Source organism: [Rhizobium] kunmingense (genome assembly GCF_977018605.1).
In genome coordinates this window covers 374,082-394,316 of the sequence record NZ_CDRNXG010000001.1, presented here as the reverse complement: position 1 = coordinate 394,316, position 20,235 = coordinate 374,082, and the positions used below count along the sequence as shown (strand labels likewise).

General features: G+C 62.3%; 20 protein-coding genes and 1 tRNA gene. 13 read left to right on the top strand and 8 right to left on the bottom strand.

Annotated features, from left to right (window positions below; genetic code table 11):
• Positions 1 to 91 precede the first annotated feature (91 nt).
• Positions 92 to 168, top strand: a tRNA-His gene (locus AC0JZ4_RS02115).
• Positions 169 to 264: 96 nt separating this feature from the next.
• Here the strand turns inward: AC0JZ4_RS02115 and AC0JZ4_RS02110 are convergent.
• On the bottom strand, positions 265 to 1,626 hold the full coding sequence (locus AC0JZ4_RS02110; protein WP_471887756.1) for a S8 family serine peptidase: 1,362 nt from the start codon (positions 1,624 to 1,626) through the stop codon (positions 265 to 267).
• 168 nt (positions 1,627 to 1,794) lie between these two features.
• Between AC0JZ4_RS02110 and AC0JZ4_RS02105 the strand changes: the two genes are divergently transcribed.
• From AC0JZ4_RS02105 to AC0JZ4_RS02090, 4 genes are all read left to right on the top strand, one after another.
• The gene (locus AC0JZ4_RS02105) at positions 1,795 to 2,337 is read left to right on the top strand and encodes an RNA polymerase sigma factor (RefSeq protein WP_471884810.1); all 543 of its coding nucleotides are present in this window, start codon (positions 1,795 to 1,797) and stop codon (positions 2,335 to 2,337) included.
• Complete coding sequence (locus AC0JZ4_RS02100; RefSeq protein WP_471884809.1) at positions 2,334 to 3,074, top strand: anti-sigma factor family protein; 741 nt, start codon at positions 2,334 to 2,336, stop codon at positions 3,072 to 3,074. The genes AC0JZ4_RS02105 and AC0JZ4_RS02100 overlap by 4 nt, the downstream gene beginning before the upstream one ends.
• 74 nt (positions 3,075 to 3,148) lie before the next feature.
• Positions 3,149 to 3,865: a DUF6065 family protein gene (locus tag AC0JZ4_RS02095; RefSeq protein WP_471884808.1), complete on the top strand. Its 717-nt coding sequence runs from the start codon at positions 3,149 to 3,151 to the stop codon at positions 3,863 to 3,865.
• A 174-nt stretch (positions 3,866 to 4,039) separates the two neighbouring features.
• Complete coding sequence (locus AC0JZ4_RS02090; protein ID WP_471884807.1) at positions 4,040 to 4,462, top strand: hypothetical protein; 423 nt, start codon at positions 4,040 to 4,042, stop codon at positions 4,460 to 4,462.
• A gap of 74 nt (positions 4,463 to 4,536) precedes the next feature.
• Here the strand turns inward: AC0JZ4_RS02090 and AC0JZ4_RS02085 are convergent, their stop codons facing one another.
• The 3 genes from AC0JZ4_RS02085 to AC0JZ4_RS02075 form a co-directional block, all read right to left on the bottom strand.
• Positions 4,537 to 6,963 (bottom strand): phosphoketolase family protein, encoded by a 2,427-nt coding sequence (locus AC0JZ4_RS02085; RefSeq protein WP_471884806.1) that lies wholly within the window; start codon positions 6,961 to 6,963, stop codon positions 4,537 to 4,539.
• Between the two features lie 299 nt (positions 6,964 to 7,262).
• Complete coding sequence (adhP, locus tag AC0JZ4_RS02080; RefSeq protein ID WP_471884805.1) at positions 7,263 to 8,300, bottom strand: alcohol dehydrogenase AdhP; 1,038 nt, start codon at positions 8,298 to 8,300, stop codon at positions 7,263 to 7,265.
• A gap of 105 nt (positions 8,301 to 8,405) precedes the next feature.
• The gene (locus tag AC0JZ4_RS02075; protein ID WP_471884804.1) at positions 8,406 to 8,996 is read right to left on the bottom strand and encodes a hypothetical protein; all 591 of its coding nucleotides are present in this window, start codon (positions 8,994 to 8,996) and stop codon (positions 8,406 to 8,408) included.
• A gap of 114 nt (positions 8,997 to 9,110) precedes the next feature.
• Between AC0JZ4_RS02075 and AC0JZ4_RS02070 the strand changes: the two genes are divergently transcribed.
• Positions 9,111 to 9,356, top strand: a complete 246-nt coding sequence (locus AC0JZ4_RS02070) for a helix-turn-helix domain-containing protein (protein ID WP_471884803.1) — start codon at positions 9,111 to 9,113, stop codon at positions 9,354 to 9,356.
• 72 nt (positions 9,357 to 9,428) lie between these two features.
• Here the strand turns inward: AC0JZ4_RS02070 and AC0JZ4_RS02065 are convergent, their stop codons facing one another.
• Complete coding sequence (locus AC0JZ4_RS02065; RefSeq protein WP_471884802.1) at positions 9,429 to 10,328, bottom strand: LysR family transcriptional regulator; 900 nt, start codon at positions 10,326 to 10,328, stop codon at positions 9,429 to 9,431.
• Positions 10,329 to 10,430: 102 nt separating this feature from the next.
• Here AC0JZ4_RS02065 and AC0JZ4_RS02060 point away from each other — a divergent pair, with 102 nt between their 5' ends.
• From AC0JZ4_RS02060 to AC0JZ4_RS02035, 6 genes are all read left to right on the top strand, one after another.
• On the top strand, positions 10,431 to 11,927 hold the full coding sequence (locus tag AC0JZ4_RS02060) for a CoA-acylating methylmalonate-semialdehyde dehydrogenase (protein ID WP_471884801.1): 1,497 nt from the start codon (positions 10,431 to 10,433) through the stop codon (positions 11,925 to 11,927).
• Positions 11,928 to 12,039: 112 nt separating this feature from the next.
• Positions 12,040 to 12,168, top strand: coding sequence for a hypothetical protein (locus AC0JZ4_RS02055; RefSeq protein ID WP_471884800.1), 129 nt, complete (start codon positions 12,040 to 12,042; stop codon positions 12,166 to 12,168).
• Between the two features lie 285 nt (positions 12,169 to 12,453).
• Positions 12,454 to 12,924: an iron-responsive transcriptional regulator RirA gene (gene rirA / locus AC0JZ4_RS02050; RefSeq protein WP_471884799.1), complete on the top strand. Its 471-nt coding sequence runs from the start codon at positions 12,454 to 12,456 to the stop codon at positions 12,922 to 12,924.
• A gap of 160 nt (positions 12,925 to 13,084) precedes the next feature.
• A complete protein-coding gene (locus tag AC0JZ4_RS02045) occupies positions 13,085 to 14,116 on the top strand; it encodes an AbrB family transcriptional regulator (protein ID WP_471884798.1) in 1,032 nt (343 codons plus the stop codon).
• A 33-nt stretch (positions 14,117 to 14,149) separates the two neighbouring features.
• Positions 14,150 to 14,677 carry a gluconokinase gene (locus AC0JZ4_RS02040; RefSeq protein ID WP_471884797.1) on the top strand — a complete coding sequence of 176 codons (528 nt, stop codon included), beginning with the start codon at positions 14,150 to 14,152 and terminating at the stop codon, positions 14,675 to 14,677.
• A gap of 177 nt (positions 14,678 to 14,854) precedes the next feature.
• Positions 14,855 to 15,508 carry a TetR/AcrR family transcriptional regulator gene (locus AC0JZ4_RS02035; protein ID WP_471884796.1) on the top strand — a complete coding sequence of 218 codons (654 nt, stop codon included), beginning with the start codon at positions 14,855 to 14,857 and terminating at the stop codon, positions 15,506 to 15,508.
• Positions 15,509 to 15,548: 40 nt separating this feature from the next.
• Here AC0JZ4_RS02035 and AC0JZ4_RS02030 read toward each other — a convergent pair whose 3' ends face one another.
• From AC0JZ4_RS02030 to prmB, 3 genes are all read right to left on the bottom strand, one after another.
• Positions 15,549 to 16,880, bottom strand: coding sequence for an NAD(P)/FAD-dependent oxidoreductase (locus AC0JZ4_RS02030; protein ID WP_471884795.1), 1,332 nt, complete (start codon positions 16,878 to 16,880; stop codon positions 15,549 to 15,551).
• A gap of 36 nt (positions 16,881 to 16,916) precedes the next feature.
• A complete protein-coding gene (locus tag AC0JZ4_RS02025) occupies positions 16,917 to 18,167 on the bottom strand; it encodes an NAD(P)/FAD-dependent oxidoreductase (protein WP_471884794.1) in 1,251 nt (416 codons plus the stop codon).
• Positions 18,168 to 18,259: 92 nt separating this feature from the next.
• Complete coding sequence (gene prmB / locus AC0JZ4_RS02020) at positions 18,260 to 19,174, bottom strand: 50S ribosomal protein L3 N(5)-glutamine methyltransferase (protein ID WP_471884793.1); 915 nt, start codon at positions 19,172 to 19,174, stop codon at positions 18,260 to 18,262.
• Positions 19,175 to 19,431: 257 nt separating this feature from the next.
• Here prmB and AC0JZ4_RS02015 point away from each other — a divergent pair, with 257 nt between their 5' ends.
• Positions 19,432 to 20,226 carry a pseudouridine synthase gene (locus tag AC0JZ4_RS02015; RefSeq protein WP_471887755.1) on the top strand — a complete coding sequence of 265 codons (795 nt, stop codon included), beginning with the start codon at positions 19,432 to 19,434 and terminating at the stop codon, positions 20,224 to 20,226.
• Positions 20,227 to 20,235 lie beyond the last annotated feature (9 nt).

Here is a 20,235-nt window from a genome sequence, read left to right as displayed (position 1 = left end):
TGATGACGATCGATTTTGTCGGTCGGAAATGACTTGCAATCTTCATTCGTTGGCCGTATGTGACCGGTCAATGTCGCTGCGGCGATTTTGTGCGGTTGTAGCTCAGTTGGTTAGAGCGCAGGTTTGTGGCACCTGAGGTCGGTGGTTCGACCCCACTCAACCGTACCACTCTCCCCTCTTTGAAAGTTCAGCATTTTACGAACTTGCAAGGAGGGGAGAGTGACTTTCTTCTCCCCCGACAATCGCATCTTGCCGCCAGCGCCTTCAGCTCTGGCAGAGCGACCGCACGTTCAACAATCCCCAGCCGAACACCGCGTCCTTTCCCGGCGCGCCCATGTCGCTAGCCTGCCGTGCAAGTTCCTCGGCCACGTCCTTCGGCGTCAGCTGAGGATCGGCACCGGCGAGAAGCGAGGCGGCGGCGGTGACGAAGGGTGCGGCAAACGATGTGCCGCTTTTCTGCCGTCCGCCGGAAATCGAAGCTGCGGTCCAGACCCCCACACCCGGTGCGGCGATGTCGATATGATCGCCGCGCACCGCGCGCCGGTATGGTTTCATCTGCCGGTCGATGGCAGTCACTGCGATCACGTCCGGATAGGCGGCGGGATAGAGCGGCGGCGCATTCGGCCCCTTGTTGCCGGCCGCAGCAATCAGGATCGTGCCCCTGGCGATTGCCGCGCCGACGGCCTGCTCGAACAGCAGGTTGGCCGGCCCGCTGAGGCTCAGATTGACCACCTTGATCTGCCGCTCGACGATCAAATCGAGCGCCATCACCAGATCGTAGACATCGGCGATATCGGCGCTTTTGCGGTAGCGCTGGAACGCATCGACGGCGACGAGTTTGACTGAGGGCAAGAGCCCCGGCGCCCGGCTGCCGGTCGCGCCGACAAGAAGCGCTGCCACCGCCGTTCCATGCTGCTCGCCGGAGGCGGGGTCGGCCGCCTCGCCAAGCCGCACGATCTCGATATCGGCGCTGGCAAGCGAAGCGTGTTTGGCGTTGATGGCGGTATCGATCAGCCCGATCGGCACGGGGGCCGCGCAGCTCGTCCCTTGCGCCTGCGCCGGCCAGCCGACGATATGGCGTACCAGCGTGCAGCCGCCACCGCTGCACACCGGCGCCTCGCTGGCGCTTTGCGGCTGTGCTTCGTCCTGCTGTTCCGGCTGATAGAAATGGTTGAAATCCACCGATGCGCCGGGCTGTGCCGCCGCCACGACCTGGCGTGCCGCGGCAAGCGTCATGCCGCGCGGGATTGTCAGGCGAACCAGGTCGCCGCCGGTCAGGACCATCGGCCGACGATCGTCGACGACAAATCCATCCTGCGTCAGCCCCGCAATCGATGCGTCACTCAGGCCGATTGCGACGATCTCGTCGGGCGCCCGATCGGGAATGGAAACCTGCTGCCTCTGCGCTGGGCGTTCCGCCCGCCTGAAAGGCCAGCGAAACAGCGAGCGCAGATCGCCGCGCGGGCGAAAACCGTCATCATCGTCGCGCCCGTCGCCGCCGCGCCCGCCACCGCCATCGTCTCCTCCGTCATCGTCCCCGCCGTCGTCGTCATCGGCAAAGGCTGTCGAGACGCCGGCCATCCGGCCATCGCTCTGCACCATCGGCAGGCTGGTCACGCCGGTCATGGCGATGACGAGAGCCAGTAAAATTCGCGAAACGTGGCGTATCGGCTTGCGCAAAATTCCATCTCCGGTAGAGAATTGCGTGGGTTCCTGCTGTCTTGCCAACGAGGATGTTACTCTGGGTAGACGTCGGACTCGACAGATTATTCCACGCCGTGCCAGATAATTTTCATGACGAACGCCATGCCAACCGTGCCGCAGCGACTGGTCGCCTTTCTGCCGAACCTGCGGCGGTTCGCGATCTCGCTCTGCCATTCGCGCGAATTGGCCGATGATCTGGTACAGGCGGCCTGCGAAAGGGCGATCGTCGCCGCCGACAGCTTTGCCCCCGATACCCGTTTCGACGCCTGGATGTTTCGCATTCTGCGCAATCTGTGGATCGACCACCTGCGTCGGGCAAGGACTGCCGGGCCTCAGGACGAGCTGGAAAAGGCCCATGGCGTCTCGGTGCCCTCAGGGGAGGCGGCCAGCCATGCCCGCATGGAGCTGATGGAGGTGACGGCGGCACTGCAGAAACTGCCCGACGAACAGCGCGAAGTTCTCGTGCTGGTCTGTGTCGAGGAGTTGAGTTATCGCGATACAGCCGAGGTGTTGAACATCCCGATCGGCACGGTGATGAGCCGTCTGGCGCGGGCGCGCAAGAATTTGGCCGAGCTGACGGGAATAAGTTTCGGCGAGAAACGTTCGTCCGCAAACAGAGGCGGCGAGGCATGACCATGGAAAAATTCGACGACGAGACATTGATGGCCTTCGCCGATGGCGAGCTCGACGCTGCGACCACAGAGCGCGTCGAGGCCGCACTCGAACATGATGAGGCGCTTGCCGCTCGGCTGGCTGTTTTCCTCGACACGAGGATCGCCGTCGCCTCGGCCATCAAGCCGCTCATCGACGAGCCTGTGCCGGAAAGGCTCGCCGAGGCGGTGCGGCGCATGGCGCAGCAGGCCGAAGCGGAAAAGGCCGAAAACGTCGTCGCTTTCCGCAACCGCAAGGCCGCCGACCCCGTGGTAACGCGGCAGCAATGGCTGATGCCGATTGCCGCCTCTATCCTTGCCGTCGTCACCGGCGTCGGCGGCTTCATGGCCGGCCGCGGCTCGCTTGAAGCCGACGCCTCGTTCGATACGGCGCTTTCGACCGCGCTCAACCGTCAGCCGTCCGGCACCGATATCGCGCTTGGCGGCACGGCGACGCTGCATGTCGTCTCGACCTTTACCGATGGCCGTGGCGAGCTTTGCCGCGAATACGAGCTGAAGCGCCGCGATGAAACGACCGCCACCGTCGCTTGCCGCATCGATGGCGGCTGGGCGACCCGGCTTGCCCTGTCCTCTCCGCTGGGCGAAGGATATGAACCCGCTTCGGCGCAGGAGGCGATCGATGCCTATCTCGCCTCGATAGAGGCGGGCGAACCGCTCGGCGCCGATGAAGAGAAGGCGGCTCTCGAACGCAGTCGATAATTTTAATGTCCCTGCGGGAATAAACCTTCCGCAGCCTCGTTCTTCCCCGCATCACACCCGTGAGGAGAACGCAGATGGCCTTGTCGCTGTTGAGAAAACCGGAACCGAAGATGACCTTCCTCTGCCGCAAGGAGGATGAGGGCATCATTCCGGCCCCCGTGCGTGCCAAGACGGCGCTGCCCGAATGGTTTCGCAAACTGCCGCCGGTCACCGAGGCGAAGGTGTCGAGCAGTGACAGCGGCCTTACCGTCAAGCGCTGCATGCCCTTCCTCGATGCCATGGCGACCGGCTGGGTGATCGGCCTTGCCGCAACCGTCAGGATGGAGATATCCGATAGCGGCCAGACGGTGGATTGCGGCTGGGATTACGACCGCACGCTGGTCAGCAACCACGCCAACCATCAGGTCGCCGGCAATCCGCGCGATCCGATGCCGCCCTGCAAGTTCCACAATTACTGGACGATCGTCACGCCGCCGGGCTGGAGCTGCCTCTTCGTGCCGCCTCTCAACCGTTCGAACGGCATATTCGAGGTGGTGGCGGGTGTCGTCGATACGGATACCTACCAGTCGGAAATCCACTTTCCCTTCTTCGCCACCGGCGAGGACGGTCTGCATGTTCTCGAGCGTGGCACACCGATCGTCCAGGTCATCCCGTTTAGGCGCGAGACGACGGACTTGTCCGCCGACATCCGCTCGGAAAGCGAAGCGGAGGCCGAAACCCGCAAGACGATCCTGCGCAAGACGCTTGCGGCCGATGGCTGGTATCGAAAGTTCGCTCGCGCCCAGCGCTGAACACGACAAAAGACCGTCTCGCGTGCCGCTGCCCGGCCTCCCGTCGGGTGCCGGCGCGCGCCTTGATTTTTGAGTTAAGGTACTGAATTTATTTTTTTATTTTCGGAATAAGTTCGATTTACTGCCGTTTCTCCCATGCAGCCGAAAGGGCTGCAGGATATCAGGAGAAACACCATGAAGAAGATTCTCGCCGTTCTCAGCGCCATGCTTGCAATGGGCATTTCTGCACCTGCACCGGCCGTCGCGGATGATCCGTTGACGCGCTTCCTTAACAAGACTTTCAAGAACGATGGCAAGGCCAGCTACAGCTCGCGCCGTGACCGTGACGACAGGGGCTATCGCTCGTCGAGCTATAACCGCGACGGCAATTCCAACTCCTCGCGCAATTCCTCGTCGAACAGCAGCTCCAACCGCAACAGCAATTCGTCGTCCAACGGCTCGTCGAACTCGTCCAGCAATTCCTCGTCCAACCGCGGCTCGAATTCCTCGTCGAACTCGTCGTCCAATTCGTCCTCGAACTCGTCCTCGAATTCCTCGTCGAATTCTTCCAGCAATTCGTCGTCCAACGGTTCGTCGAACTCGTCCAACGACGACTGAAACATGGCCTGTTTCGGGGGACTTCAGCCCGGCCGGCACCACGCCGGTCGGGCTGAAGTCATGTGATGCCACACCTATCCCTCGCGGCCGCTCCAGGTCCATTCGCGGATCTGTGGCATGTCCTCGCCGAATTCGCGCACATAGGCGTGGTGCTCGGCGAGCCTGGTTTCCAGCATGGCAATCACATGCGGCACCTTCTCCTTCAATTCCGGCACCCGCTCGATCACGTCGAGCGCCAGATGGAACCGGTCGAGCTGGTTCAGCACCGTCATGTCGAACGGCGTCGTCGTCGTGCCTTCCTCGATAAAGCCGCGCACATGCATGTTGCGGTGGTTGTTGCGCTTATAGGTGAGGCGATGAATGAGATAGGGATAGCCGTGATAGGCGAAGATCACCGGCCGTTCGGTGGTGAACAGCGCATCGAAATCCTCCTCGCAAATCCCGTGCGGATGCTCTTGCCCCGACTGCAGCGTCATCAGGTCGACGACATTGACGACGCGGATCTTCAGTTCCGGGATTGCCTCGCGCAACAGCATCACGGCGGCGAGCGTTTCCATCGTCGGCACGTCGCCGGCGCAGGCCATCACCACGTCGGGCGAGACCGTGTCCTCCTCGTTGCCGGCCCAATCCCAGATGCCGATGCCCTTTTCGCAATGGCGCGCCGCATCCTCGATGGAAAGCCATTGCGGCTCCGGCTGCTTGCCGGCAACGATCACGTTGATCCGGTCCCAGGTCTTGAGGCAATGGTCGGCGACCCAAAGAAGCGTATTGGCATCCGGCGGCAGGTAGATGCGCACGATGTCGGCCTTCTTGTTGGCGACGAGATCGACGAAGCCGGGGTCCTGGTGGGAAAACCCGTTATGATCCTGCCGCCACACATGCGAGGTGAGCAGGTAATTGAGCGAGGAGATCGGCTTGCGCCACGCAAGCTCGCGCGTCACCTTCAGCCACTTGGCATGCTGGTTGAACATGCTGTCGATGATGTGGATGAACGCCTCGTAGCAGGAGAAGAACCCGTGCCGACCGGTCAGGAGATAGCCTTCCAGCCAGCCCTGGCATAGATGCTCCGACAGCACCTCCATCACCCGTCCGTCGGGGGAAAGGTGCACGTCATAGGGCTCGATCCTCTCCATCCACACCCGGTCCGTCACTTCGAATACGGCGCCGAGCCGGTTCGATTCCGTTTCGTCCGGCCCGAAGATGCGGAAATTCTTCTCCGCGTCGTTGAGCGTCAGCACGTCGCGCAGGTATTTGCCGAGGATCTCGGTCGTCTGCACCACCGTCTTGCCGGGCACCGGCACATCGACTGCATAGTCGCTGATCGGCGGGCATTTCAGCTCCTTGCGCAGAATGCCGCCATTGGCATGCGGATTGGCGCCCATGCGCCGTTCGCCTGATGGGGCAAGTTCCTTCAGCTCGGGCTTCAGGCGCCCGTCGGCATCGAACAGATCCTCCGGGTCGTAGGAGCGCAGCCAGTCCTCGAGGATCTGCCGATGGTCGGGGTTTTCCCGGCAATTGGCGACCGGCACCTGATGCGAGCGCCAGAAGTCCTCCACCTTCTTGCCATCCACCTCCCCAGGCCCCGTCCAGCCTTTCGGGCTGCGCAGCACGATCATCGGCCAGCGCGGCATTTGTGCGTGAGGCCCGCCGGCGCGGGCATCCTGCTGGATGGCGCGGATCGTCTCGGTCGCTGTGTCCATCGCCTTCGCCATCAGCCTATGCATGGCTTCCGGCTCGTGGCCTTCGACGAAAATCGGCTCATAGCCATAGCCTTCGAACAGCTTGCGCAGGTCCGCGTCCGGTATGCGCGAAAGCAGTGTCGGATTGGCGATCTTGTAGCCGTTGAGATGCAGGATCGGCAGCACCGCGCCGTCTCGGGCAGGGTTGAGGAACTTGTTGGAATGCCAGCTCGCCGCCAGCGGCCCGGTTTCCGCCTCGCCATCGCCGATGACGCAGGCGACGATCAGGTCCGGGTTGTCGAAGGCCGCGCCATAGGCATGCACCAGCGCATAACCCAGCTCGCCGCCTTCATGGATGGAGCCGGGCGTTTCCGGTGCCGCATGGCTGGGAATGCCGCCGGGGAAGGAGAACTGCCGGAACAGTTTTTGCATCCCCTGCGCACTTTCCGGCACATCGGGATAGGTCTCGCTATAGATGCCTTCGAGCCAGGTATTGGCGACCATGCCCGGCCCGCCATGGCCCGGCCCGCAGATATAGATGACGCTCAGGTCGCGGGCTTTGATCACCCGGTTGAGGTGGGTGTAGATGAAGTTCAGCCCCGGCGTCGTGCCCCAGTGGCCGAGCAGCCGTGGCTTGATATGCTGCGGCAGAAGCGGTTCGCGAAGAAGAGGATTGTCGAGCAGGTAGATCTGCCCGACCGAAAGATAGTTTGCGGCACGCCAGTAGCGGTCCATCAGCTTCAGCTCCGTTTCCGACAGGTCGGACGGATGGAGCTGCGGACTGGCTGCACGGGTTTCCTGGATGAGACGGTTCGACTGCATCGATTGCTCCTCTGGCTGTCGCCTTTGCCGGACAGGGGCCGGTCAGGGGGATGCGGCTGGTCTTGGTGGGCGCATGCTCGCTCGTGCAGGAGACGGTGGCGTGTCGCTCATCCCGTCGTCATGCTCGCGCACGGATCGATCGTTGGCGCAGGCGACCGGGGGAGGCCGGCCGTCCTGCGCATATCGCGGACGCCTTGGGAGGATAGGATCGGAGCCCGCGAATTCCACTGCGAGATTTTGGGGGGCGCATCGCCTGCCCGGAAAGTCGGCCGGCCTCCTGACGATGCGCCCGCCGCCGATCAGGCGGGATCGGCGAAATCCAGCACCATGCGGCCCTCGATGGAGCCGTCTTTCAGCTGCCGGAAGATATCGTTGATATCCTCGAGCGGCGCCTTGCGGATTTCGGTCCTCACCTTGCCTTCGGCGGCAAATCCGATCGCCTCGTCGAGGTCGCGCCGCGTCCCCACGATCGAACCCCGAACGGTTATGCGTTTCAACACGACGTCGAAGATCGGCGTCGGAAACTCTCCCGGCGGCAGACCCACGAGGCTGACCGTGCCCTTGCGACGGACAAACCCCAGGGCCTGCGAGAAGGCGGGCGGTGAGACGGCCGTGACCAGCACGCCATGCGCGCCGCCATCCGTGGCCTTCGTCACCTGCTCCACCGCATCGGCTGCGCGCGCATTGATGGCAATGTCGGCGCCGAGCGAACGGGCGAGTGCCAGCTTCTCCTCGCTGACATCCAGCGCCGCCACATGCAGGCCCATCGCCTTGGCATATTGCACGGCGACATGGCCCAGCCCGCCGATCCCGGAAATCGCCACCCATTCTCCGGGCCGCGCCTCCGTTTCCTTCAGCCCCTTATAGGTGGTCACCCCGGCGCAGAGGATCGGGGATATCGCCGCGAAATCGACGCCGGCCGGCAGCTTGGCGGCAAAGGCGGCGGATGCGATCACATATTCAGCAAACCCGCCGTCGCAGCTGTATCCGCTATTGTGCTGTTTCTCGCAAAGCGTCTCCCAACCGGTCTGGCAATATTCGCAGCGCCCGCAGGCGTCATGCAGCCATGCCACGCCCACCGCGTCGCCTTCCTTCAGGTCGGTCACGCCGGGACCGAGTTCGACCACGATACCGGCCGCCTCATGTCCGGGGATGAAGGGCGGATTGGGTTTCACCGGCCAGTCGCCGTCCGCGGCATGCAGGTCCGTATGGCAGACGCCGCAGGCGATCACCTTGACCAGAACCTCGCCCGGTCCGGGCACCGGAACCGGCACGCATTCGATCGAAAGCGGCTTGCCGAATTGGCTGACGATGGCGGCCTTCATTGTCTGGGGCATGCACGGTTCTCCTTCCTCAACAACCTTGCGGAGTGGACGTTATGTGCATTGCCACCATAGACATTGATTCAGCTCAATGTCGCTGTCATGTCGCAGTCTGTTTCGTCAGGCGTGATGAAATGGTTTATGTTCCGCTATGTCGGTGGCGGCGCGAAACACCTGCCCCAGCCGCGCGCGATCTTCGCCAAGCCGCATCAGGGCGCGGTCGAACCGACGCAATTGCAAGGGTTCGGGCCTGCTGTTGCCGCCCTCCCGTGCTTCGCCGAGGCCGGCCGGCCGCACAGACATCCTTGCGCCGACATCGTCCTGAAATTGCGCAAGCGTCATTCCGGCCTTGACCAGGAGAGCGCGGACAACCGTCCGGCTCTCGGTCGCGATGACGACGCGAAATGCGTTGATCAGCCGTTCCTTCTCCGCCGGCAGTTCCTGCGTGTCAAACAGGTCGCTGCCCGTCTCGTGATCGCGCAGATACATCAGATAAAGGTCGACGAGATTATGCGCCGCCTGCAACAGCTGCGCGTCCGTATTGGCCGCATTGCGGTAGGCGTGACCTGATGTCGTGGAATGGGAATAGGGCATGTCTGGCGTCCTCGTTACCATCGGATAACGCGTGACCGGCCTGTTTTGTTCTCCGCTAAAAAATACGGAGGCGCCGCCGTTTTTTATACCTGATGTTGTGCAGCGCAGCATTGCCACTTGCACAATATCTAAAACGGCCTATGTTCATCCCCGCGACCGCATGTCGCAGATTGGGGCGTTCGCCCCCCTTCACCCGCCTTTCCGGCAGGTTTTTTCAAGAAGGATGAAACCATGACAGTCTCTATTAGCAACATAAAAGCATCAGCGAATGATGCGGTTCTCTCCGGTCAGGTCGCCAAGGCCGTTGCCGAGGCGCGTGTCGCCGCCGGTTACAGCATCGACGATCTGGCGCTGACCACCGGCCTCGTACACGACGAAATTGTCGGCGTCGAGGAAGGTGCAGATGCCGATCCGATCAAGGTCAAGCGTATTGCTGCGGCCCTGAAGATCCCGTCGTCTGCCTTTCTGGTCGCCTGACCTGATATAGACATTCGATATTCAAGCCTGACATTCAAGAGCCCGGCCATGCCGGGCTTTTCTATGCCCGCCCTATGCCGAGGCCGTCCCGGCCACGAAAATATGAGCCTCCTCGGATACCAGCTCGCGGATATAGTCGACGACGGTGCGCAGCCGCACGAGGTCGCGGGAGCTTTCGTGATAGGTCGTCCAGTAGGAGCGGCGAATGGCGACCTCGGGCATGATACGCACCAGCTCACCATACTGTCGGGCGACGTAATCATGCAGGATGCCGATGCCGGCGCCGGCTCTCACCGCTTCGGTCTGGCCGATGGCGCTGGAAATCTCGAACCCCGCATCCCAGTTGCGCATCACCTCGCCGGTGAAATTCAGCGATGGCGAAAAGATCAGATCCTCGACATAGCCGACCCGCGCATGTAGGCGCAGCGCGTCCTCCGTCTTCGGTTCACCCGCTGCGGCAAGATAGTCGCGTGAGGCGTAAAGGCCGAGCGTATAGTCGGTCAGCCGCGCCGAAACGAGCCGGCCCTGTTCCGGCCGTTCGATGGTGATGGCGATATCCGCCTCGCGCTGCGACAGTGAAAAATGCCGAGGCACCGGCACGAGCTGGATCTTCAGGTCCGGGTGCCGCCGTGTCAGCCGCCCCATCCGAGCGGCGAGAAATGAGACGCCGAAACCGTCCGGTGCGCCGATCCTCACGGTCCCGGCAATACCCCGGTCGCTGGTGGAAGCCTTGGCCTGGGCCGACAGCATTTCCGTTTCGATCCGCTCGGCCGAGGCAAGCAGCGCCTCGCCTTCCGCCGTCAGCGTGCAGCCATTGGTGCGGCGGATCAGAAGCCGCGTCTGCAACGCGTCCTCCAGCGCCGTCATCCGCCGCCCGAGCGTCGCATGGTTGATCCCGAGCCGCCGTGAAGCGGCGAGCAGCTGGCCAGTGCGCGCTACGGCCAGAAACATCCTCACATCATCCCAGTCCATCGCGCTTGTGTCCATTTTTGCACAACGGTTGCGTAAACTATCGCATTGAATTGCGCAAATTCGAGTGACATTCTGCAGCCACACAAACTCGGAGGATCCCCCATGCAGGAAATCGGTCATTTCATCGGCGGCAAGCATGTCGCCGGCACCAGCGGCCGCACGGCCGACGTCTTCAATCCGGCAACCGGCGAAGTGCAGGCCAAGGTTGCGCTTGCCAGCGTATCGGAAATCCGCGCCGCCGTGGAAAACGCAAGGGCGGCGCAGCCCGCTTGGGCCGCGACCAACCCGCAGCGCCGTGCCCGCGTCTTCATGAAGTTCGTCGATCTGCTGAACCGGAACATGGACGAGCTTGCCCTCATGCTGTCGAAGGAGCATGGCAAGACGGTCGAGGATAGTAAGGGCGATATCGTCCGTGGTCTCGAAGTCTGCGAGTTCGTCATCGGCATCCCGCATCTCTCCAAGGGCGAATTCACCGAAGGGGCGGGACCTGCAATCGACATGTATTCGATCCGCCAGCCGGTCGGCATCGGCGCCGGCATCACGCCGTTCAACTTCCCGGGCATGATCCCGATGTGGATGTTTGCGCCGGCCATCGCCTGCGGCAATGCCTTCATCCTCAAGCCGTCGGAACGCGATCCGTCGCTGCCGATCCGCCTTGCCGAACTGATGATCGAGGCGGGCCTGCCGGCCGGCATCCTCAACGTCATCAACGGCGACAAGGCAGCCGTCGACGCGATCCTGACCGACCCGGATATCGGTGCCGTCTCCTTCGTCGGCTCCACGCCGATCGCCCGCTATGTCTATGGTCAGGCGGCGGCCAACGGCAAGCGCGCCCAGTGCTTCGGCGGCGCCAAGAACCACATGATCATCATGCCGGATGCCGATCTCGATCAGGCCGTCAACGCGCTGATGGGCGCAGGGTACGGCTCCGCCGGCGAGCGCTGCATGGCCGTTTCTGTCGCCGTCCCGGTCGGCGAGGAAACCGCCAATCGCCTCGTCGAAAAGCTGGTGCCGAAGATCGAAAGCCTGCGTATCGGCCCCTATACCGATGACAAGGCCGACATGGGCCCGGTCGTGACGAAGGAGGCCCAGGCCCGCATCAACGGCCTGATCGACAAGGGTGTCGAAGAGGGCGCAAAGCTCGTCGTCGATGGCCGCGGCTTCAAGCTGCAGGGCTATGAGAACGGCTATTTCGTCGGCGGCACGCTGTTCGACAACGTCACCACCGACATGGAAATCTACAAACAGGAGATTTTTGGCCCCGTCCTCTCCGTCGTCCGCGCGACCAACTACGAGGAAGCCCTGTCTCTGCCGATGAAGCATGAATATGGCAACGGTGTCGCGATCTTCACCCGTGACGGCGATGCCGCCCGCGATTTCGCCTCGCGCATCAACATCGGCATGATCGGCATCAACGTGCCGATCCCGGTTCCGCTCGCCTACCACTCTTTCGGCGGCTGGAAGGCCTCCTCCTTCGGCGACCTCAACCAGCACGGCACGGATTCGATCAAGTTCTGGACCAAGACGAAGACGATCACCGCCCGCTGGCCTTCGGGCATCAAGGACGGTGCCGAATTCGTCATGCCGGTGATGAAGTAATCTGGACAGTGATGGCGCGTGCCTTGCGCGCGTCATCACGTACCGTTCACGAACCATTGACCTTCTGTCTCATGGGGCTAATTTAGTCGCCGGTAGGAGCGGGAGTTCAGTCATGGTTTATGAGTGGGACGAAAAGCGCGCCCGTCGTGCGCAAAAGGCACGCGTTGTAATCGGCCTGTGTCTGGCAGCCGTCGCGGTGGCCGTGCCCACCGCCATAGCGATCGCGATGAAGTTGGGCTAAGCCTGAAAACACGAGGCAGATTGTCGCGCCTGGCACGTTCGTGTCCCGGATCAAATATGCGGCTGCGGCCTGATTTTATAACAAATAGAATGCTGCGGGAGCCGTTTGCGACATAATGCGCACCTTCCGGTTGTTTTATGTTGATTTTTGCATTCAGGATTTGCTTTTTTGCCCCGAGCGGTGAATTAGTATCCTTGAAAACATGATCGCACAGCCCCTATTTTGGAATTGTTCAAAACTAGGGAAGAGTCTATATAGGGTTCAACTGAGCCTCCGGAGACCATCATGCGCCTGACCAAGCAGACCAATTACGCCGTAAGAATGCTGATGTATTGCGCCGCCAACCAGGGGCAGCTGAGCCGCATTCCGGAGATTGCCAGAGCCTACGGCGTATCCGAACTGTTCCTGTTCAAGATCCTCCAGCCACTCAACAAGGCAGGCCTCGTCGAAACCGTTCGCGGCCGCAACGGCGGCGTCAGGCTCGGTCGCGCGGCTGACAAGATCACCCTGTTCGATGTCGTGCGCGTCACCGAAGACAGCTTCGCGATGGCCGAATGCTTCGAGGATGGTGTGGCTGAATGTCCGCTCGTCGACAGCTGCGGCTTGAACTCGGCGCTGCGCAAGGCGCTCAACGCCTTCTTCGACGTACTGGCCGACTACACGATCGACGATCTGGTCAAGGCGCGTCCGCAGATCAACTTCCTGCTCGGTATCGACGTGCCGGCACTGCCCAAGGCCGTCGCGCCCGCAGCCTGATGGAAGGCAATGAATTTATGCTGAAAACGCCGGCTTGCGCCGGCGTTTTTCGTTGCACGGGCAGGGCGGCAGTGTTGACCTCGCCGTGCCGATGTTTAGAACGGTCATGCCTTTCCGGCTTCGCATTTTAAATGCCGGATGGGCGTCAGGACGCGTTCGAATGAATTTTCCAGAGTTGCGCGAGTTTGCCCTTACCTGCCTGCTTGGTCTGGCTGGCGCACTGATCGGCGTCCTTGTCGGCCTTCCGGCTCCCTATCTCATCGGCCCTGCCGTGGTCGTCACGCTTGCCAGCATCGCCGGCCTCAGGCTCGGTGTGCCGCATCTCGTGCGCAATGCCTGCTTTGTCGTCGTCGGCGTATCGATGGGCTCGGTCGTCACGCCGGATTTCTTCGTCGCCGCGCGCACCTGGCCGATCAGCTTCGTCATGGTCTTCATCGCGATCCCCTGCCTGCTGTTTTCCGCCGCCTGGGTGCTGCAGATGCTGTTCAAGTATGATCGCACCACGGCGCTCCTCGCCGCCTGCCCAGGGCATCTGAGCTATATCCTCAGCCTCGCCGCCGAAATGCGCTGCAACCTGAGGGCCGTCAGTGTCTCGCAAAGCGTGCGGGTTCTCATCCTCACCATCACCGTTCCCCTGATCGTCGAGATTTTCGATCTTGCCGACGATGCGCCGTCCGTCCTGCCGGCGGCGATGAATATTGCCATCCTGGTCCCGATGCTCGCGGTGGCGACGCTGTTCGGCCTGCTGTTCAAGCGCTGGCGGTTTCCGGCGGCGTTGCTTCTCGGCGGCGTGGTGGTCTCCATTTCCACCCATGTGACGGGTTATGTCGAGGGCGCCGTGCCGAACTGGCTGCTGGTGGCCACTTATATCCTGCTCGGCTGCCTGATCGGCAGCCGCTTTTCCGGTGTGTCGCTGGCCGATATCCGGCTTGCCGCGATATCCGGTGTCGTCGTCACCGGCGTCGTCGTTCTGATGGCGGCGGCCTTTGCGGCGTTCGTCTCCTATATAGCCGACGTGCCCCTCGATGCGGCGCTGATCGCCTTTTCGCCGGGCGGGCTTGAAACCATGGCCGCGATGTCGGTCATGCTGCATGCGGATCCGACCTATGTCGGCGCCCATCATGTGCTAAGGCTGCTTTTCCTGTCGGTTCTCATGCCGGTGGTGATCGGCAGGACTGAAAAATCGAACTGAACCGAAATTTACAGACACTTTAGGAGGAAATACATGACGGACACTATCTCGAAGGCAATCATCGTCATGGGCGTCAGCGGCGCCGGCAAGACCTCGGTCGCCGAACTGCTGGCGCAGCGCCTCGGCTGCGAATTCGTCGAGGGTGACCGGCTGCATCCGGCCTCCAATGTCGAGAAGATGGCCAAGGGCACCCCGTTGACCGACGAGGATCGCTGGCCGTGGCTGGAAATCATCGGCCAGGAACTGCACACCGCGCGCGAAAGCGGACGCGATATCGTCCTTACCTGCTCGTCGCTGAAGAAGGTCTATCGCGAAAAGCTGCGCAGCTCGGCCGGCGAGCCGCTCTATTTCGTCTTCCTCAAGGGCAGCCCGGAGCTGCTTGCCTCCCGCATGGGCGACCGCAAGGGTCACTTCATGCCGACCTCGCTGCTGCAGAGCCAGCTGGCCACGCTCGAAAGCCCGGAAGGCGAGGAGGCAGTTGTCACCGTCGATATCGATGCCACCGTGCCGGAAATCGTCGACGATGCGATCGCGAACCTCAAGACGCTGTGGCAGGTCTAAATCCGACATGTGATCGTATTGTTCTGCCACATTGAAGGAACCTGAATCTTTTTTACAATTTCGTTGTCCTGCATGTGATCTGAAAACACTCCCTTCACGTATAACGCCCAATAAAAGGTGAACTGTCTCTTGGCATTACATTGGCTGAGGGGCGTTTGAGGTAGGAAAAGGTTTCGCATGCAGGACACGAGCCAGGGTTCCGGGCGGGCAGCACTTCGCCGGGTACCGAAGCAGGAAAGAAGTCGTGAACGTATCGGCGAGATCCTGAAGGTTGCCAAGGAACTGATCGGGCAGAAGGGCATCGACGCCGTCACGATGAAGGAGATCGCAGCTCTTTCCGGTGGTCCGATCGCCTCCGTCTACCAGTATTTCCCCAACAAGTCGGCCATCATCGGCATGCTCTACGAGCTTTATGTCGAGGAAGTCCGGGGCCTCATCTCCGGCTATATCGAGCAGATCGACAGCGCCGACGACGCTTTGCGCGCGACGGACGCTCTGTTCGACATGTATTACCAGCGGATGCGTGCCGAACCGTCGACGCAGGATCTCCTGAACGCCATTCAGGCCGACAAGTCGCTGGCCGATCTCGACATCGCCGAGACACGCCTTCAGGCCGAGGGCTTCTTTGCCGCAACCAAGCGGTTCGTCGCCGAACCGCAGCAGGAAAGCTATCTGCAGACGCTGTTCGTCATGTTCCACATGGCCGGCGCAACCCTGCGTCTGGCACTTATGGTGCCGCACGAGGCGGAGCAGATCTCCGTCCGCTTCAAGTCGATCGTGCGCACCCACGCGACCTATTTCCTGAAAGGGCACTTCCCGCAAACGGCCTGAGGCCGGCGATCGGACTTCATGGCCCGGCCGGACTGGTGCTCTACAGCCCCAGCCGGTCGCGCAATCCGTACCACCATGCGCCCAGCATGGTGAGCGGCACACGCAGCGCCCGCCCGCCGGGGAACGGCAGGTTGGGCAGCGAAGCCCAGACATCGAACCTTTGCGCATGCCCGGCGACCGCTTCGCCGAGGATTTTGCCGAGCAGATGCGTCGTCGTTACCCCATGGCCGCTGTCGCCATGGGAGAAATACACGCTGTCGGATATCCGGCCCATATGCGGGATGCGTGTCAGCGTCAGCGCGAAATTGCCGCTCCAGGCATAATCGATCTTCGCATCCTTCAACTGCGGAAACGTCTTCAGCATGTTCGGCCTGATCACGCCGGTCAGGTCTTTCGGATCGGTGCCGCCATAACCGATGCCGCCGCCATAGAGCAGCCGGTTGTCGGCGGTGCGGCGATAATAGTCGAGAATGTAATTGGCATCCTCGATGCAGTAATTGGCCGGCAAAAGGCTTTCGATCAGCGTCGGATCCAGCCTTTCCGTCACCATCACCTGGCTTGAAACCGGCATCATCCGTCCATGGATTTCCGGCATCAGCGGTGCCAGATAGGCATTGCCGCAGATCAGCACATAGGATGCCGTCACTGATCCGGCACCCGTGCTCACCACCGGTCTTTTTGCCTCGGCATCCACCGCGATCGCCCGCGATCCCTCGAATATCTGCACCCCGAGCGCCTCGGCGGCAGCGGCCTCGCCGAGCACCAGGTCGAGTGGATGGATATGGCCGCCCAGCGTGTCGATCATCCCGCCGGCATAGCGATCCGTCTTCACATAGCGCCCGACATCCGCCTTCGATACCATTTCCAGGCCAGGATGGCCGTAGCGCTGCCAGTCGGTCTTCTGGTGTTCCATCTCGCGCATCTGCTTGTCGGTGAAGGCCGCGAAGAAGCCGCCGTCGGCAAGATCGCATTCGATCGCGTATTTCGCCACCCGCTCGCGGATGATGGCGGCGCCTTCAAGCGACATCCTGCCGAGCTCGACCGCCTTGTCGCGGCCATAGCGCCCGGCGATCGTTTCGAGATCCCGACTGTAGCCGTTGACGATCTGTCCGCCATTGCGCCCGGTCGCCCCGAAGCCGATCCGCTCCGCCTCCAGCACGATCACCGAAAAGCCCCGTTCGGCAAGTTCCAGCGCCGCCGATATGCCGGTAAAGCCCGCACCGATAATGCAGATATCGGCGCTCAAATCGCCGGCAAGCGTCGGCCGGACCCGCTGGTCGCGGGCGGATGCCGCATACCAGGAGTTGGCGTGTCCCGCATTCGTATGGCCGGTCCTGATCTCGCCGGCTTGGTCGCTGGTCTTCTGGCCCATCTGGAGCACCATCCTGAAATCCTGTCCTTTTGCCGTTCAGGCGCCAAACCGTTCCGGCCGATAGGCGGAAATATCGATCAGTGTCTTCTCGCCCAGTATCGCCTCGGCGATCACCTGTCCTGTCACCGGCCCGAGCGTCAGCCCGTGATGTGCATGGCCGAAGGCGAACCACAGCCCGTCATGCCGCGGTGCCTTGCCGATCACCGGCATCATGTCCGGCGTGCAGGGCCTAGCGCCCATCCATGGCTCCTTGTCCAGTCGCTCGCCAAGCGGAAACACATCTTTCGCCGCAGCCTCGGCGCGAGCGAGCTGCACCGGCGTCTTCGGCGCATCGCGGCGGGCGAACTCCGCACCGGTTGTCAGGCGGATGCCCTGGTTCATCGGCGCCAGCAGGTAGCCGCGCTCGGCATCCATGATCCAGCCGTTCAGTGTCGCATTGTCTCGGGCTGCGTAATGCATGTGATAGCCGCGCTTGACCCCGACAAGAAAACGGTAGCCGAGCGGCCTGGTGACAACGTCGGACCACGGCCCGAGGGCCACGACGACATCCTTTGCCTCAACGGTGCCATCGCCGGCGACGACCCGCCAGCCGCTCGTAGTTTTGGAAAGACTGCGCGCATCGCCCTTCAGCACCGAACCGCTGAGCGTTTCGAACAGCCGCACATAGGCCTGCGTCAACGCCAGCGGGTCCCTTACCGACCACGGGTCCTGCCAGCGCAGCGCGCCGGCAAAATCGCTCGAAAGATGCGGCTCGCGCGCTCCAAGCTCGGCGGCGGTCAGCGCCTCGAAGGCGACGCCGTATTCGCGTTTCAGCCGTTCGGCCTCGCGCAACTCGCCATCGCGCTTGGCGGCACTGCGAAACACCTCCGTCCAGCCGTCCTTGGCAATCAGCGCCTGCGCGCCCGCCGCCTCGATCAGTTCGTTATGGGTGGAAATCGAATGCTCGATCAGCGGCGCATAGGCACGCGCGATCAGCTGGTGTCGCGACAGGTTGGAGTGCCACCAGTATTTCGCCAGGAAGGACGAGACCGACGGCATGGCGCGCCAGTGGAAATGCGCATCGATCCGATTGTTCAGCGCATAGCGCAGGATCGTACCGAATTGCTGCGGAAAGCCGTAAGGCACGACGCCCTCGCGCTGGATCAGCCCGGCATTGCCATAGGATGTCTCGCGCCCCGGCTCGCCGCGATCAACAAGCGCCACCGTCTTGCCGCGCCGCGCCAGCTGTAACGCCGTCGACACGCCGACAATGCCGGCCCCAAGCACGATGACATCCGCTGCCGCCATGATCCTTCACCCGCTTCCATTGCGATACGATCACCGGAACATGCCGTTCCGATGATGCACAGGCAAACGAAAAATGGAGTGTTGGCTTAAGGTTAGGCGCGCAACGCTTCTGCCGAAATCCAGAAAACCGCGTCCTGCGATGCTTCCGTCTCCAGCCAGAGGAATTCCAGCTGCGGGAACTCCTCTTCAAGGATCTCGCGGCCCGAGCCGATCTCGCACAGAAGCCCGCCCTCGGGGTTGAGGTAGGCACCGGCTTCGGCAAGGATCTGGCGCACCAGATCCAGCCCGTCCTCGCCGCCGTCATGCGCCATGGCCGGTTCCGCCTGATGCTCGGCCGGGAAGCCGGCCATCGCCGCGTGATCGACATAGGGCGGGTTGGTGATGATCAGGTCGTAGGTCTTGCCCTTCAACGGGCCGAACAGGTCGCCATGGTAGAGCGACACCTGCTCCTCGACCTCGTGCTCGGCGACGTTGATCTTCGCCACCTCCAGCGCATCGGCGGAAAGGTCGACCGCGTCGATCGCCGCATTGGGGAAGAACTTTGCCGCAAGCACGGCAAGGCAGCCCGAACCGGTGCAGATATCGACCGCGCTTTCCACCGCGAACGGGTCCGGCAGGTAGCTCGATCCCTGTTCGCCCAGATATTCGGAAAACAGGATCTCGCCGATATGCGAGCGCGGCACGATCACTCGCTCGTCGACATGGAAGCGGACGCCCTGGATATAGGCATGGCCGGTAATGTAGGATGACGGCTTGCGGGTGGAGACGCGCGTCTCGATCCGCTCGGCCAGCAACTGGCGCTCGGATGGCAGAAGTCTGGCGTCGAGAAACGGGTCGAGCGCGTCGATCGGCAGGTTCAGGCTGTCGAGCAGCAGGAAGGCCGCGTCGTCGCCGGCGGTCGTCGTGCCGTGGCCATAGCCAAGCTCGGCCGCGTTGAAGCGGGAAATCGCGTAGCGCCAGTAATCGCGCAGCGTCACAAGTTCGCGGGTAATATCGTCCTGGCTCAACGGGCTCTCGCTTCAGTTCCGTCGCGCTTTCAAGCGCGGCTTTGATCCTTGCCAGACCATATAGGGCTGGACTGAACTGGCATTAGAATGGCAAGGGCGGATGGGTCAACCGAAACCGGACGGTTTTGGCCTTATGCGTCGGGAACGGATGGATGAAAGACAAGGGCAGGCGGCCAACGCGACCGCAAACCGCCAGATCGGGCGAGAACAGCAAGGTCGGCACCCGAAAGGGTCGCGCGACAAACCCGGCTGCCCGCATGGCGGCATCCGGCCCCAAGCCGTCTCGGGTCCCGAACAAGCCCGGACATGCGGTGTCCGCTGCCAGTAAGCGGGTCACGCTGCCGCGCGCCCTTTCAAAACTCGGCTTCTGCTCGCGCACCCAGGCGGAAGAGATGATCCGTGCCGGTCGCGTCACGGTCGGCGGCGCTGTCGTGACCGATACCGAAGCCTGGATCGACCTCGATGCGGCCAGGATCGCCGTCGACGGCAACATCGTCGCGGCCGAGGCGCCGGTCTATCTGATGCTCAACAAGCCGCGCGGCCTCGTCACCACCCGCCATGACCCGCAAGGCCGTCCGACCGTCTTCGACTGTCTGAAAGGCCACGACCACGCCCATCTGTCGCCGGTCGGCAGGCTGGACAAGGCAAGCGAAGGCCTGCTTCTCTTCACCAACGACACGCAATTTTCCAACGCGCTCCTCGACCCGCAGACGCATGTGGCCAAGACCTACCATGTCCAGATCGACGCCCATATCGATGACGCGATGCTGAACGCGATGGGCGAGGGGACGTCGCATGACGGAGACGTCCTCAAGGCCCGTCGGGCGATGAGACTTCGCGAGGGCGAGCGGAATTCCTGGCTGGAAATCGAGCTGGACGAAGGCAAGAACCGCCACATCCGCCGCATGCTCGAAGCCTTCGATATCGCAACGCTGCGGCTCATACGCGTCGCGATCGGCAACCTTGTCCTCGGCGATCTCGAAAAGGGTGCGGTAAGGTCGCTGACTGCCGCCGAACTGGATGACCTGCGCCGCCTGAGCGCGCGACGATAGACGTAAGGC

Excerpts from the sequence above, each read along its gene's own strand:
- adhP (WP_471884805.1), bottom strand. The coding sequence starts at position 8,300 with ATGCCCCAGACAATGAAGGCCGCCATCGTCAGCCAATTCGGCAAGCCG.
- AC0JZ4_RS02100 (WP_471884809.1), top strand. The coding sequence starts at position 2,334 with ATGACCATGGAAAAATTCGACGACGAGACATTGATGGCCTTCGCCGAT.
- AC0JZ4_RS02060 (WP_471884801.1), top strand. The coding sequence starts at position 10,431 with ATGCAGGAAATCGGTCATTTCATCGGCGGCAAGCATGTCGCCGGCACC.
- AC0JZ4_RS02105 (WP_471884810.1), top strand. The coding sequence starts at position 1,795 with ATGACGAACGCCATGCCAACCGTGCCGCAGCGACTGGTCGCCTTTCTG.
- AC0JZ4_RS02030 (WP_471884795.1), bottom strand. The coding sequence starts at position 16,880 with ATGGGCCAGAAGACCAGCGACCAAGCCGGCGAGATCAGGACCGGCCAT.
- AC0JZ4_RS02015 (WP_471887755.1), top strand. The coding sequence starts at position 19,432 with ATGGCGGCATCCGGCCCCAAGCCGTCTCGGGTCCCGAACAAGCCCGGA.
- AC0JZ4_RS02085 (WP_471884806.1), bottom strand. The coding sequence starts at position 6,963 with ATGCAGTCGAACCGTCTCATCCAGGAAACCCGTGCAGCCAGTCCGCAG.
- AC0JZ4_RS02110 (WP_471887756.1), bottom strand. The coding sequence starts at position 1,626 with ATGACCGGCGTGACCAGCCTGCCGATGGTGCAGAGCGATGGCCGGATG.
- AC0JZ4_RS02045 (WP_471884798.1), top strand. The coding sequence starts at position 13,085 with ATGAATTTTCCAGAGTTGCGCGAGTTTGCCCTTACCTGCCTGCTTGGT.
- AC0JZ4_RS02025 (WP_471884794.1), bottom strand. The coding sequence starts at position 18,167 with ATGGCGGCAGCGGATGTCATCGTGCTTGGGGCCGGCATTGTCGGCGTG.
- AC0JZ4_RS02090 (WP_471884807.1), top strand. The coding sequence starts at position 4,040 with ATGAAGAAGATTCTCGCCGTTCTCAGCGCCATGCTTGCAATGGGCATT.
- AC0JZ4_RS02065 (WP_471884802.1), bottom strand. The coding sequence starts at position 10,328 with ATGGACTGGGATGATGTGAGGATGTTTCTGGCCGTAGCGCGCACTGGC.
- rirA (WP_471884799.1), top strand. The coding sequence starts at position 12,454 with ATGCGCCTGACCAAGCAGACCAATTACGCCGTAAGAATGCTGATGTAT.
- AC0JZ4_RS02055 (WP_471884800.1), top strand. The coding sequence starts at position 12,040 with ATGGTTTATGAGTGGGACGAAAAGCGCGCCCGTCGTGCGCAAAAGGCA.
- AC0JZ4_RS02095 (WP_471884808.1), top strand. The coding sequence starts at position 3,149 with ATGGCCTTGTCGCTGTTGAGAAAACCGGAACCGAAGATGACCTTCCTC.
- AC0JZ4_RS02035 (WP_471884796.1), top strand. The coding sequence starts at position 14,855 with ATGCAGGACACGAGCCAGGGTTCCGGGCGGGCAGCACTTCGCCGGGTA.
- AC0JZ4_RS02040 (WP_471884797.1), top strand. The coding sequence starts at position 14,150 with ATGACGGACACTATCTCGAAGGCAATCATCGTCATGGGCGTCAGCGGC.
- AC0JZ4_RS02070 (WP_471884803.1), top strand. The coding sequence starts at position 9,111 with ATGACAGTCTCTATTAGCAACATAAAAGCATCAGCGAATGATGCGGTT.